Annotated in this window: 11 protein-coding genes; 10 read left to right on the top strand and 1 reads right to left on the bottom strand. The window is 58.3% G+C overall.

Annotation, left to right across the window (positions count from 1 at the left end):
- Positions 1-7 precede the first annotated feature (7 nt).
- The 8 genes from FRH_RS16580 to acpS all read left to right on the top strand — a co-directional run bounded on the left by FRH_RS16580 (position 8) and on the right by acpS (position 7,855).
- The gene (locus FRH_RS16580) at positions 8-1,417 is read left to right on the top strand and encodes a DegQ family serine endoprotease (protein ID WP_139527282.1); all 1,410 of its coding nucleotides are present in this window, start codon (positions 8-10) and stop codon (positions 1,415-1,417) included.
- 189 nt (positions 1,418-1,606) lie between these two features.
- On the top strand, positions 1,607-3,424 hold the full coding sequence (gene lepA / locus FRH_RS16575; RefSeq protein ID WP_153843674.1) for a translation elongation factor 4: 1,818 nt from the start codon (positions 1,607-1,609) through the stop codon (positions 3,422-3,424).
- Between the two features lie 15 nt (positions 3,425-3,439).
- Positions 3,440-4,243 (top strand): signal peptidase I, encoded by an 804-nt coding sequence (gene lepB, locus FRH_RS16570; RefSeq protein ID WP_153843675.1) that lies wholly within the window; start codon positions 3,440-3,442, stop codon positions 4,241-4,243.
- A gap of 64 nt (positions 4,244-4,307) precedes the next feature.
- The gene (gene rnc / locus FRH_RS16565; protein WP_139527285.1) at positions 4,308-5,000 is read left to right on the top strand and encodes a ribonuclease III; all 693 of its coding nucleotides are present in this window, start codon (positions 4,308-4,310) and stop codon (positions 4,998-5,000) included.
- Complete coding sequence (era, locus tag FRH_RS16560; RefSeq protein ID WP_139527286.1) at positions 4,997-5,896, top strand: GTPase Era; 900 nt, start codon at positions 4,997-4,999, stop codon at positions 5,894-5,896. Before rnc ends, era begins: the two co-directional genes overlap by 4 nt.
- Before the next feature lie 8 nt (positions 5,897-5,904).
- Positions 5,905-6,600: a DNA repair protein RecO gene (gene recO, locus FRH_RS16555; protein ID WP_281997278.1), complete on the top strand. Its 696-nt coding sequence runs from the start codon at positions 5,905-5,907 to the stop codon at positions 6,598-6,600.
- Positions 6,601-6,660: 60 nt separating this feature from the next.
- The gene (gene pdxJ, locus FRH_RS16550; RefSeq protein ID WP_153843676.1) at positions 6,661-7,476 is read left to right on the top strand and encodes a pyridoxine 5'-phosphate synthase; all 816 of its coding nucleotides are present in this window, start codon (positions 6,661-6,663) and stop codon (positions 7,474-7,476) included.
- Position 7,477: 1 nt separating this feature from the next.
- Positions 7,478-7,855, top strand: a complete 378-nt coding sequence (gene acpS / locus FRH_RS16545; RefSeq protein ID WP_139527730.1) for a holo-ACP synthase — start codon at positions 7,478-7,480, stop codon at positions 7,853-7,855.
- 9 nt (positions 7,856-7,864) lie between these two features.
- Here the strand turns inward: acpS and FRH_RS16540 are convergent, their stop codons facing one another.
- A complete protein-coding gene (locus FRH_RS16540; protein WP_281997277.1) occupies positions 7,865-10,558 on the bottom strand; it encodes an ATP-binding protein in 2,694 nt (897 codons plus the stop codon).
- Positions 10,559-10,649: 91 nt separating this feature from the next.
- Between FRH_RS16540 and cysM the strand changes: the two genes are divergently transcribed.
- On the top strand, positions 10,650-11,546 hold the full coding sequence (gene cysM / locus FRH_RS16535; RefSeq protein WP_139527290.1) for a cysteine synthase CysM: 897 nt from the start codon (positions 10,650-10,652) through the stop codon (positions 11,544-11,546).
- Complete coding sequence (gene rlmD / locus FRH_RS16530) at positions 11,547-12,977, top strand: 23S rRNA (uracil(1939)-C(5))-methyltransferase RlmD (protein ID WP_281997276.1); 1,431 nt, start codon at positions 11,547-11,549, stop codon at positions 12,975-12,977.
- Positions 12,978-13,006: the final 29 nt, after the last annotated feature.

The raw sequence follows: 13,006 nt of genomic DNA, 5'->3' as shown, positions 1-13,006 counted from the left end.
CTGTTGCATGAAGCGCTTGGTTCTCCCCTCGACACTATGGCTCTGCTTGGTCGCGATGTTTCTGATCGGCCAAAATGCCTATGCGCAAACGCTGCCCGATTTCACTGAGTTGGTAGAAGACGCTGCACCAGGCGTCGTCAATATTTCCACCAGTCGAACGGTGCAGCGCAGCCCAGCCCTCCAAGGGTTTGGCAATCAGGAAATTCCCGAAATTTTCCGCCACTTCTTTGGCGATAGCTTTCCAACACCTCCCGGTGGTGGAGGTGGTAGCCGTAGCCAAGAGCGACAGTCGCTTGGTTCTGGGTTCATCATCAGTGCCGATGGTTATGTGATGACCAACGCACACGTAGTGCAGGACGCCGATGAAATTCTGGTGCGTCTCAATGACCGCCGTGAACTACCCGCTGAATTGATTGGTAGTGATGCACAAACCGACGTGGCACTGCTGAAAATCGATGCCAACAACCTGCCAGTGCTCAATTTGGGCGATTCCGACGAGCTGAAAGTGGGGGCTTGGGTCGCGGCCATTGGTTCTCCCTTTGGCTTCGATCACTCGGTGACGGCGGGTATCGTCAGTGCAATCAACCGCACGCTACCTCGTGATGCTTATGTACCGTTCATCCAAACCGACGTGGCCATCAACCCGGGTAACTCCGGCGGCCCGCTGTTTAATCTGGAAGGCGAAGTCATCGGTATCAATTCGCAAATCTTTACCCGCAGCGGTGGCTTTATGGGCCTCTCGTTTGCCATCCCAATCAACGTGGCGATGGACGTGGCAGATCAGCTCCGTGAAGATGGCCGTGTAAATCGTGGGTGGTTGGGCGTGATGATCCAGCCGGTGTCGCAGGATCTAGCCGAGTCTTTCGGTATGAGCGAAGCGGTTGGTGCTCTGGTTGCCGATTTAGATCCCGAAGGCCCTGCGGCTCAGGGCGGCTTGCAAGCCGGTGACGTCATCATCGAAGTCAACGGTGAAGAAGTGGATCGCTCCAGCACCTTGCCGCGGCTGATCGGTCGCGTTGCACCCGGTAACGATGTCGAATTGACGCTGATGCGAGATGGCGAGCAGGTGTCGGAAACCGTTGAGCTGGGTAGCTGGCCAGATATGGCGTCATCCGCCTCGGCATCGGGCAGCGATAACCAAGTGCGGTTAGGCGTCGCCGTTGCCGAAGTCGATCAAGCAACGCGTGAGCGTTTGGGGATCAGTGGCGGCGTCGAAGTACGCCAGGTCGAACCGGATAGCGTTGCGGCGCAGGCAGGGCTGCGTGCTGGCGACATTTTGGTGAGTATTGACCACCGCAGTGTCTCTTCGGCGGACGAGCTGATGCAAATCGTCGAAGCGCTACCGAACGACCGAGCGATTCCCGTGCGTCTCTATCGCGACGGCCGCTCGCTGTTCGTTGCCCTTCGCCTCGATTAACCCAAGCGTCAATTCCCTCCAGTCCGGCGGTTCTCGCCGGACTGCTGTTCCTATCCCGCGCATATCGCTACAATAGCGCTTATCTTTTGACGAACTTTGGCAATGCAGTGGTGCGGTTTCCGTTTTTTCGCCCTTCGGCCCAGCGCCGCAACTCCCACGCTTGCGCACCAATAAGGTAGAACACACTCGATGTCTCATGACGTTTCCAGCGGAAAGCTCAAGCATATTCGCAATTTCTCCATCATTGCCCACATCGATCACGGTAAATCGACGCTGTCGGATCGTCTGATTCAAACCTGTGGTGGTTTGACCGAACGTGAGCTGAAAGAGCAAGTGCTCGACTCCATGGATATCGAGCGTGAACGGGGCATCACCATCAAAGCTCAGTCCGTCACGCTGGACTACACCGCTGCCGATGGCCAGGTGTACCAGCTCAACTTCATCGATACCCCTGGGCACGTCGACTTCTCCTACGAAGTGTCGCGTTCGCTCTATGCCTGCGAAGGGGCCCTGTTGGTCGTCGACGCGGCGCAGGGGGTGGAAGCGCAGTCGGTAGCTAACTGCTACACCGCCATCGAGCAGGGGCTGGAAGTACTACCCGTACTCAACAAGATCGATCTGCCGCAGGCCGACCCGGATCGCGTCGCCCAAGAGGTAGAGGAAATCATTGGCCTGGACGCCACTGACGCGTGCCAAGTGTCTGCAAAAAGCGGTATTGGCATCAACGAGCTGCTCGAACGGCTGGTGCGAGACATTCCGCCGCCTAAAGGTGATCCCGAAGCGCCCCTGCAAGCGCTGATCATCGACTCTTGGTTCGATAACTATCTGGGCGTCGTCTCGCTGGTGCGCTTATTCGACGGCACGCTGCGCAAAGGCGATAAGATCCGTATCAAGTCGACCGGACGCGACTGGAACGCCACCGAAGTAGGCATCTTCACACCGCTGCGCAAAGAGACCAACATTCTGCGCGCCGGTGAGGTCGGCTTCATCGTGGCCGGTATCAAAGAGATTCACGGCGCGCCGGTGGGGGATACCATTACCCATACCAAGACACCAGACGTACCACGTTTACCGGGCTTTCAAAAAGTGAAGCCGCAGGTCTACGCCGGTATGTTCCCGGTCAGCGCCGACGATTACGAAGATTTCCGCGATGCCTTGGAAAAGCTGGCCCTCAATGATGCCTCTCTCGAGTACGAGCCGGAGAACTCCGATGCGCTGGGCTTTGGTTTCCGGGTGGGCTTCCTTGGTACGCTGCACATGGAGATCATCCAAGAGCGTCTGGAGCGCGAGTACGATCTAGATCTGCTCACCACGGCGCCGACGGTGGTTTACGAGCTCGCCATGAAGAACGGCGACATTCAGTACGTCTCCAACCCCTCCAAGCTACCCGATATGGCCGATGTCGAGCAGATGCGTGAGCCTATCGTGCGGGCCAGCATTCTGGTGCCTCAGGAGTTCGTTGGCAACGTGATCGCCGAGTGTGAACAGCGCCGCGGCACCCAGCTCGACATGCAGTTTCTGGGTAACCAGATCCAGCTCACCTACGAGCTGCCCATGTCGGAAGTAGTCATGGATTTCTTTGACCGTTTAAAATCCATCTCGCGTGGCTATGCGTCGCTCGAGTACAACTTCGAGCGCTTCGAAGCGGCAAAACTCGTGCGCTTGGATGTGCTGATCAACGGTGACAAAGTCGATGCGCTGGCGGTCATCATTCACCGCGACCATGCTCACTCCCGCGGCCGTTTGCTGGTGGAGAAAATGAAAGAGCTGATCCCCCGTCAAATGTTCGACGTGGCGATTCAGGCAGCGATTGGTGGCCAGGTCGTGGCCCGCTCGACGGTAAAAGCGCTACGTAAAAACGTCACGGCGAAATGTTACGGCGGCGACGTCAGCCGTAAGAAAAAGCTGCTCGAAAAACAGAAAGCCGGTAAGAAGCGGATGAAACAGGTGGGGCGTGTCGAAATTCCCCAGGATGCCTTCCTTGCTGTGCTCAAGGTAAACGACTAGGGATACGAACCCCACATGGATTTTTCACTGTTATTGGTACTTGCGGTCGCGCTCTCAGGGGCCATTTATCTGTTGGATGTGCTGGTGCTTCGGCCTAAGCGCCGTGAGCGCGTGGCAAAAGCAGAGTCGGCCACCATGGAAGGGCTGGATGCGCCGACGCGGGAGAAGCTCTTAAAAGAGCCTTGGCCGGTCGACTACTCGCGTTCTTTCTTTCCGGTGCTGTTGGTGGTGCTGGTGGTGCGCAGCTTCATCATCGAGCCATTTCAAATTCCCTCTGGCTCCATGAAGCCCACGTTGGAAGTCGGCGATTTCATTCTCGTCAATAAATTCGCCTACGGCCTACGTTTACCGGTCGTTCATCATCGTTTTTTGGAAGTAGACGATCCCGAGCGGGGCGATGTCATGGTGTTCCGTTTTCCTGAAGAGCCATCGGTGAACTTCATCAAACGCGTGGTGGGGCTGCCCGGCGACCGTATTCGCTATGAAGGTAAGCAGCTCTATGTCAATGGCGAGCCGGTCAGTAAGGCATTGATCGAAGAGGGGCCGATGCTTTCCCCTCAGCAGCTGTTGCTGGAGGAGGAGTTGGGTGACGTGAGTCACTTCATCTATAACAATCCCCGTGATCCAGGCCCGCAAATGCGTGAAGTGGTCGTACCGCAAGGCCACTATTTCATGATGGGCGATAACCGCGACCACTCCAACGATAGCCGCTACTGGGGCTTCGTGCCGGAAGAGAACATCGTCGGTCGCGCCTTTGCCGTGTGGATGCATTGGGATGGCGGGCTACCTAGCTTTACCAGCATACGGCGTATCGAATGAAGCAGTACCGTTTTCAAATCGTAAGTGTGGTTGTCTTAGTTAACGTCAATGACGTAGGAGCACTGTGAGTAATTCCTTAACCGCTTTTTGCCGACGAATCGGCCATACCTTTGGCGACCCAACGCTTTTGGAACTGGCCATGACTCATCGAAGCTACGGTGGTCGCAACAATGAGCGCCTGGAATTTCTGGGTGACTCCATCGTCAATTTCGTGATTGCCGAAGCGCTGTTTCAGCGCTTTCCCCAGGCGCGGGAAGGGCAGCTCTCGCGTTTGCGCGCCCGCTTGGTCAAGGGCCAAACCCTAGCGGAGCTGGCCCGAGAAATGGCCTTTGGCGAGTGCTTGAGGCTGGGGTCGGGAGAAATGAAGAGCGGCGGCCATCGCCGTGAATCGATTCTAGCGGATGCTGTAGAAGCCGTGATTGGCGCGATTTATCTAGACGCTGGAATGGATGCCGTGCGCGAGCGCGTACTCGCATGGTACGCCGACCGCCTGGAAAACATCTCGCTGCAAGATACTCAGAAAGATCCCAAAACACGCTTACAAGAGTTTTTGCAGTCGCGCCAAGCGGCGCTGCCACGTTATGAAGTGGTCTCTGTAAAGGGTGAGGCGCATGCCCAGACCTTTACCGTGGAGTGCTACATCGAGCTTTTAAGCGAGCATACCACGGGTAAAGGCCCCAGCCGCCGCCATGCCGAACAGCAGGCTGCGGAAGAAGCATTGTCCTATCTCGAGCAACCCCCTGGAGACAAATCATGAGCCAAACCTGCGGCTTCGTGGCCATCGTTGGCCGTCCCAACGTAGGCAAGTCAACCCTCATGAACCGGATTCTGGGGCAAAAAATCTCGATCACTTCTCGGCGACCGCAAACCACGCGCCACCAAGTGATGGGTATCAAAACCGTCGACGATACGCAGTTCATCTATGTCGACACGCCGGGCATGCACATCATGTCCAAGGATCGTAACAAGGCTATCAACCGCTTCATGAACCAAGCGGCGACCCAGGCACTGCGCGATGTCGACTGCGTGGTGTTCATCATCGACCGCACCCGTTGGACAGACGAAGACCAAGCCGTACTGAAGCGTCTAGAGCACGTGAAGGCGCCGGTCATTCTCGCGGTCAACAAGGTCGACCGTCTTCAAGACAAAGGCGATCTGCTGCCTTGGCTGGCCGATGTGGGCGCACGCCGTGAATTTGCCGCCGTGGTACCCATTTCTGCCAAGCATGGCACTCAAGTAGAGACCCTGGAAGAGGAAGTCGCCAAGCACCTGCCCGAGAGTATCCATTTCTTCCCGGAAGACCAGATCACCGATAAAAGCCTGCGTTTCATGGCGGCTGAACTAGTGCGTGAAAAAGTCATGCGTCAGCTCGGCGACGAGCTGCCCTACCAGATGACGGTCGAGATCGAAGAGTTCCGCGAGACCGAGCGGGTCACGCATATCAGCGCGCTGATTCTGGTAGAGCGTCAGGGGCAGAAGGTGATTTTGATTGGCGAGAACGGCGACCGAATCAAGAGCATTGGCCGCGAGGCGCGCCTGGACATGGAGCGTGCGCTGGGGACGAAAGTCATGCTGAATCTCTGGGTGAAGGTGAAGCGTGGCTGGTCGGATGACGAACGGGCGCTGAAGAGCCTGGGTTACGATCTCGATTGAGTGGCTCCATGACCGCCGAGCCTGCGTTTTTGCTTCACCGCCGTGCCTACCGTGAAACCAGCGCGCTAGTCGATCTATTGACACTCGACCATGGCCGCATCCGTGCGGTAGCTCACGGGGGGCAGCGGCCCGGCTCGAAATCTCGTCAGCGGCTGCAACCCTTTACCCCGCTGTTCGTCTCCTGGCGCGGCGAACGAGAGCTGAAGCGACTGACGTTGATGGAGTCGCGTGGGCACACCGCGTTGCTGGCCGGCGAGGGGCTGCTATGTGGCCTGTACGCTAACGAAATTGCCACTCGCTTGCTGCCCCTTGAACTCGCGGCGACCGAAGTGTTTGCTTTTTACAGCGCGCTGCTGGAGGCACTGCCAGTGCCCGCCGAGCGCGGTCTGGCGCTCAGGCGGTACGAATGGGCGCTTCTGAACGTGCTCGAGGCCACGCCGCGCTTTAGCACCCCAGAGGGAGGTGCGCTGGACCCACATCAGCGCTACCGTTTCGAAGCCGACACTCGCGCGTTCGTTGCCGCACCTCAAGGCATCGAAGGACGTACCCTTCGCTTAATCGAACAGGGTGATTGGCAGCCAGCGGGCCTGGCCAATGCATTGAAAGCGGTCATGCGGGCAGCGCTGGCTCCTCACTTAGGAACTACCGCGCTGCGTTCCCGTGAATTGATGCTGGATTTGGCTCGCCGCCGTCATCGCTCTTGAGCCACCGTTACCACTGATCGCGATAGTGTTCTATCGCTGTTGATTGATTGGAGTCTCTGCATGCACCCCCCACGGATTTTACTCGGCGTAAACATCGATCATATCGCCACGCTGCGTCAGGCGCGTGGTACACGCTATCCCGACCCGGTGCAGGCAGCGCTGCTGGCCGAGGAGGCAGGAGCCGATGGCATTACCGTTCATTTGCGCGAAGACCGTCGCCATATTCAGCCCCGCGACGTGCGGCTTTTGGCCGAGGTGCTCAATACGCGCATGAACCTGGAAATGGCCGTCACCGAAGAAATGCTGGCGCTGGCAGAAGAGGTACGCCCGGCACACGTGTGTTTAGTGCCTGAAAAGCGCGAAGAGCTCACCACCGAAGGCGGCCTGGATGTGGTTGGCGGCTTCGAGCAGATCGCTAGCGCCTGCCAGCGCTTAGCGGCGGCGGGGTGTGACGTGTCGCTATTCATCGACCCCGACGAATCACAGATCGATGCTGCCCATCGTGCCGGTGCGCCCACCATTGAGCTACACACTGGCGCTTACGCCGACGCCAAGCCGGGCAGTGCCGAGGCCAACGCCGAGTATGATCGCCTCAGCGCGGCGGCGGTGTACGCGGTTTCACTAGGCTTGGTGGTCAATGCCGGACACGGTCTGCATTACCACAATGCGGAAGCGATTGCCGCACTGCCCGGCGTCAACGAGCTCAATATCGGTCATGCCATCATTGCCCGAGCGCTCTTCGTTGGTTTGAAGGAAGCCATTCAAGAGATGAAGCGTTTGATCATCGCGGGTCAGGAAGCGGGCTTGATGGCCGCCCTGGACGCCCACGAACATGACCACGATCACGGCGATGGTCACCACTGCTGCAGTCATTGATATGATCGTCGGAATTGGCTCGGACATTGCTCGGGTTGAACGCTTTCGTCAGGCCGTGACGCGTCACGGTCCTCGTTTTGCGCAGCGCATCTTAGGGCCAGACGAGCAGCGTGCATGGCAGTCGAAGGGGCAGGCGACGGCTTATTTGGCAAAACGCTTTGCGGCCAAGGAGGCTTTCGTTAAGGCGCTTGGGCTAGGGCTCCGCCAGGGCATGCAGTGGGGCGAGATACAGGTGCTCAACGATGCACTGGGTAAGCCGAGCCTCAAGCTCAGCGGTGAAGCGCAGCGCCGATTTCTCGAAAGCGGCGCCACCGCCGCCCACATTACCTTAAGCGATGAAGCCGATTATGCCGTTGCTTTTGTCGTACTGGAGCGATGACGTCGGTCATCACTTTTCGACCAGCGCAGCCCGCTCCTGGCTGAGTCTTTCCATGGCGGTGTAGAGCTCGTCCAGCAGCGTTTCCACATGCCGCAGTCCGCTGGTGCGCAGCCGCGTTTCCAATGTTTCTACCAGTAGCGCAAGCTCCGGCGCACCGCAATATCGGCTAGCGCCATTCAAGCCGTGTACCCAATCCAGTAGTGTCGTCAAATCCTCCGCTGCAAACGCACGACGGATGTGTCGCTCGCTTTCGGGCAGGCTATCGATGAGCCGTACCAACTGCTGCTTGGCCAGCGTTTCTTTGCCACCAGCCAGTCGGGCACCCAGCGTCAGGTCGACGGCAGGCAGCGAGCTTGAGGGTTCGATAGGGGCTTGCAAGGCGCGAGTGGGCTCTGTCGACGCAGGCTTGGCTGCCACCCCTAAAAAGCGCTGGAGCAGCTGCTGTAGCTGAACATCGTCGATGGGCTTGACCATGACGTCGTCCAACCCCTCGGATAGCCACTGCTGGCGTTCCGCGCTCAACACGTGGGCCGTCACCGCAATGATGGGGCAGCGTGCCCAGCTATTGTTGATACGTCGCAATGCTTGGGTCGTTTGAATGCCATCCATACCGGGCATTCGAATGTCCATGAGCACCATGTCAGCGGTGGCATGTTTGGCAAACTCTAACGCCTCATGGCCGCTCTCGGCGAGTGCGATTCGCAGGGTATCGCTCTCCAGCATCGCTTTGAGCAGCTCGCGGTTAGGCGCATTATCGTCGACGATCAAAATCGTCAAGCGCGGGGCCGGTAGCGGTTTAGAAACGTTGGCGCTGGGCGCTGTCTGTGCCTGTGGCTGCAAGAGGTGGCGTAGCGTGGTGGCCAGCTGCGCTCGGGTAAATGGCTTGCACAGCATCTCACCACCGTGGGGAAGCTCCCAGGTGGGTAGATCGAAGCTGGTGGTATTGGCCAGCACCAGTACCGGACAAGGCGTCTGCTCAATGACCGACTGCCAGTAGCCTTTTCGCTCGTCGTTAAAATCCTCAGCCGAGAGGCAGAGAATCAGCAGTGACTCATTGCCTGCATCGATGAACGAGACAGGACGCGCTCCCCAGCGCTCTAACAGGTGCTCGAGCACGTTGCGGGTAGGAAGGTGCGGCTCGTGAAGTCGAATGATCGGGCCATCCAGGGTCAATTCTGGAGGGCGTTCGTCGGCAAGATGCGCCAACAGCGGCAGAGTGAAAGAGAACGTCGAGCCTTTGCCGAGTTCACTATCGACGGTGATTTCACCGCCCATTCGTTGAATGAGTTGGCGGCAGATGGTCAGCCCAAGACCGGTGCCGCCAAATTGACGCGAATGGCTGGGCTCTGCCTGGGAGAAGGCACTAAAGAGCTGCTGCTGATGCTCTTCGCTCAGCCCGATGCCCGTATCGCTGACGCTAATGTGCAGCACGACATGCTGCCCCTCTTGGTTCTCTAGCATCACGCGAACGATCACCTCCCCCTCGGTGGTGAACTTGATCGCATTGCCTAGCAAGTTGTTGAGCACCTGATGAATGCGCAGCGGATCGCCACAAAGCGGCGTGGGCACGTCGTCGTACACCATGGCGACCAAATGGAGCTGCTTGCGCTGCGCTTCCGGGGCATGTAGGCCTATGATCTCATCCACTAAAGCAACGATATCGACGTCCACCTCTTCCAGCGTAAGCCGGTCGGCTTCCAGTTTGGAGAAGTCCAAGACATCGTTCACCAGCATGAGCAGGTTGTCGCAGGCGCGACGAACGTGTTCTAGCCACTCTTTTTGACGGCTATCCAGCGAAGAGCGCCCGAGTAGGCGGCAGAAACCCACGATGCCATTGAGCGGCGTGCGGATTTCATGACTCATATTGGCTAGAAATTCGGATTTGACCGCGTTGGCCCGAAGTGCGCTGCGGTGGGCGAGGTCTAGCTTGATGTTCTGCTCTTCGATGGTTTCCATCGACTCTTGCAGCTCGCTGGTCGCCTGCTCGATTTGACTCTGCATATCTCGTTGAGCCTGTTGGAAATGCTCGGCCAGTCGATTGATGTGTTTGGCTAGCTGCTTGAATTCGGTGGGCTTGGCGTGGGACATCACGAGGCTGTAATCGCCACGGGACAAGCGATATAGGGCTTGGTTGGCCTCTTCGATAGGTCGGCTGGCGTAGCGGCTGATGGCAAAGGCCGCCAGGAATAGCAGCAGGCCGAGCAGCATGCCACCGAGGCTCAAGCTGGCGATCAAACGGTAGCGCTCGAGCGTTAGTGCGCGGATATCCATCTCGGCTTCCAACCAGCCGTTGGTAACAAGGCTGGTCCCACCCACCGCCTGACTGGTGATCGGTACCTGTAGGCGCCACGTGTCTTCCTCTTTGGCGATGACGGTCACGTCGGGCGCGTTCAGGCGCGGCGGAGGCGGCATCGAACGGCCCAGTACCAACAAGCGGTTGCCCTGCTCGTCGAACAGTGTCACCGCTCTTAGACCACGGTGCTCCAACAACTGACGGGCCAACGCTTCCAGTCGTGGCAAGTCGCCATCGGCCATGGCAGCCCCAAGGCTGGGAGCTAGCAATTCTCCAGCGCTGGTCAACCGATCTTCGAGCACGCTTCTACCGGTATGTTCATTTTGCAGAACCAGCAGAACGGCCATGACGGCATAGACAAGCAGAGGGAAACCAAGCAGAGCGAACAGCAGGCGCGTATTTAATGACATGAAAGAAGCTCGTCGAATCTGGAAGGTTGCCTGTCCACTCACAGGCAGCACCGATATAATGCAGCATAACGGTTACGATAAGGAGTGTCCGATGAATTATCCCACGCTCGAAGAGGTGGTGGGCAATACGCCCTTGGTGCGCCTTAAGCGCATCAGTGCTGGAAAGAACAACACGCTATTGGCCAAGCTGGAGGGGAATAACCCGGCCGGCTCGGTCAAGGACCGCCCGGCGCTTTCCATGCTCAGCGAAGCCGAAGCCCGCGGTGAGATCTCGCCGGGAGATACGCTCATCGAAGCGACCTCTGGAAATACCGGCATTGCACTTGCTATGGCAGCGGCCATCAAAGGGTACAACATGACGTTGGTCATGCCGGAAAACGCCTCCGCCGAGCGCAAGCAGGCCATGGCCGCTTACGGCGCCAAGCTGATCACGGCCAGTAAAGAGGGCGGTATGGAAGAAGCGCGGGACATCGCTGACGCCATGATCGCTCGGGGAGAAGGCAAACCACTGAACCAGTTTGCCAACCCGGATAACCCGCTGGCGCATTATCGTACCACCGGGCCGGAAGTGTGGCGGCAAACGGGCGGAGAGGTAACCCACTTCGTGAGTTCAATGGGAACCACCGGAACGATCATGGGCGTGTCGCGCTACCTGAAAGAGCAGAATAGTGCGATTCAAATCGTCGGTTTACAGCCCGCCGATGGGGCCAGTATTCCAGGCATCCGCCGCTGGCCACAGGAGTATCTGCCCGCCATATTCGAAGCGCCGCGGGTGGATATCACACTCGATATCAGTCAACAGGAAGCCGAGACACACATGCGCCGTTTGGCCCGTGAAGAGGGCATTTTGGCGGGCGTGTCATCGGGTGGCAGCTTGGCAGGCGCCCTGCGTATTGCCGAGCAAACCGAAAATGCGGTCATCGTGTTCATTGTGTGTGACCGTGGCGATCGCTATCTCTCCACGGGCCTGTTCGCCCCGGAGGTATAGATGGCTATGTTGGGTAAGCGGCGGCCACCACGGCCCGCCTCGGGCCACTCTGGGTTGGCCCGCCAACCTTACAGCAACGGCGTGCCGACCAAGCAGCCTATCGGCATCGATGTCGGCGCGCCGCTGTCGATCGAGCGTTTGGCCCATGATGGGCGTGGCGTGGCCCATCACCCGGACGGTAAAACCGTGTTCGTCGATAGGGCGCTGCCTGGAGAGCAGGTCGAGGTGGCGGTACATGTCACGCGCAAGCGCTTCGACGAAGCGCACGTCAAAACGTTAGTAACCCGCTCTCCCCAGCGTGTAGAGCCGCCGTGCGCGCATTTCGGCCACTGTGGCGGATGTGATTTGCAGCACCTAGCGCTCGATGCACAGCGTGCCCATAAGCGTGAGGTCGTTAGTGAACTGATGGCCCGTCAAGGCGTGAGGCTATCGGCGGTGACGCCCATTAACGGGCAGTCCGAACACTATCGCCGACGGGCTCGTCTAGGCGTCAAGGTCGATGGTCAGGGTAACGTGCGCCTGGGATTTAGAGCAGCCAATAGCCATCGGTTGGTCGATATCGAACACTGCCATGTGTTGGTGCCGTCGCTACAGGCGCTACTAGACCCGTTAAAACAGCTGCTTATCGAGTTGGATGCACCGCGCTCCATCGGCCATATCGAATTGCTCTCGACCCCTAAGGCCACGGTAGTGCTGGTGCGACAGCTCAAAGAGCAGCCTCAAGATAGGGGGCGCTGGCAATCCTTTGCAGATCAACACCACGTGTGTTTTGGCATATGGCTGGGCCGGGAGTCACCCTCGCTGCACTGGTATGGTGAGGCACCTGCACTAGAAGAGCGCTATTCATTGAGCGCATTGGGCGTGACTGACTCACAGACCGCTGACGAACTGGTGCTGACGTTTGCCCCCGGCGATTTTTTACAAGTAAATGCCGAAGTCAACCAAAAGATGGTGGCGCAGGTGATAGCATGGTTGGCGCCTGGACAAGGAGGGCGGCTGCTCGACCTGTTTGCCGGGATAGGGAACTTCAGCCTGCCGATAGCCGCTGCAGGAGCCAGCGTGCATGCCGTAGAGGGAAGCGCCGCCATGGTCGAGCGCTTGAAAGCCAATGCGGAGCTGAATCGACTGGATGTGAGTGCCCAGCAGGCGGATCTCAATGAGTCGACGGCAGTCAAGGCGCTGCTTGATGAACACCCGGTCGATGCGGTGGTACTCGATCCGCCGCGCAGCGGTGCCGAAGCCGTATGCCAAGCGCTAGGGCGTCGAAAAGTAGCGAAAATTGCCTATGTTTCCTGCGATCCGGCTACGCTGGCCAGGGATGCGGCACACCTTGTGCATGCAGGTTATCGCGTCGAGCACGTCGCCGTCGCGGATATGTTTCTACACACTGCCCACATGGAAACGCTGATGCTGTTTGAATACGCGGGCTAGTCTGCCCTTTGCAGCAAGCATTGGTGGCG

The sequence above is a fragment of the Halomonas sp. A020 genome (assembly GCF_027943625.1).
Classification (GTDB): domain Bacteria; phylum Pseudomonadota; class Gammaproteobacteria; order Pseudomonadales; family Halomonadaceae; genus Vreelandella; species Vreelandella piezotolerans.
The sequence above is the reverse complement of the archived record's forward strand: the minus strand, read 5'-3'. Positions and strand labels throughout refer to the sequence as shown.

Excerpts from the sequence above, each read along its gene's own strand:
- recO (WP_281997278.1), top strand. The coding sequence starts at position 5,905 with ATGACCGCCGAGCCTGCGTTTTTGCTTCACCGCCGTGCCTACCGTGAA.
- pdxJ (WP_153843676.1), top strand. The coding sequence starts at position 6,661 with ATGCACCCCCCACGGATTTTACTCGGCGTAAACATCGATCATATCGCC.
- rlmD (WP_281997276.1), top strand. The coding sequence starts at position 11,547 with ATGGCTATGTTGGGTAAGCGGCGGCCACCACGGCCCGCCTCGGGCCAC.
- lepB (WP_153843675.1), top strand. The coding sequence starts at position 3,440 with ATGGATTTTTCACTGTTATTGGTACTTGCGGTCGCGCTCTCAGGGGCC.
- acpS (WP_139527730.1), top strand. The coding sequence starts at position 7,478 with ATGATCGTCGGAATTGGCTCGGACATTGCTCGGGTTGAACGCTTTCGT.
- lepA (WP_153843674.1), top strand. The coding sequence starts at position 1,607 with ATGTCTCATGACGTTTCCAGCGGAAAGCTCAAGCATATTCGCAATTTC.
- FRH_RS16580 (WP_139527282.1), top strand. The coding sequence starts at position 8 with ATGAAGCGCTTGGTTCTCCCCTCGACACTATGGCTCTGCTTGGTCGCG.
- cysM (WP_139527290.1), top strand. The coding sequence starts at position 10,650 with ATGAATTATCCCACGCTCGAAGAGGTGGTGGGCAATACGCCCTTGGTG.
- era (WP_139527286.1), top strand. The coding sequence starts at position 4,997 with ATGAGCCAAACCTGCGGCTTCGTGGCCATCGTTGGCCGTCCCAACGTA.
- FRH_RS16540 (WP_281997277.1), bottom strand. The coding sequence starts at position 10,558 with ATGTCATTAAATACGCGCCTGCTGTTCGCTCTGCTTGGTTTCCCTCTG.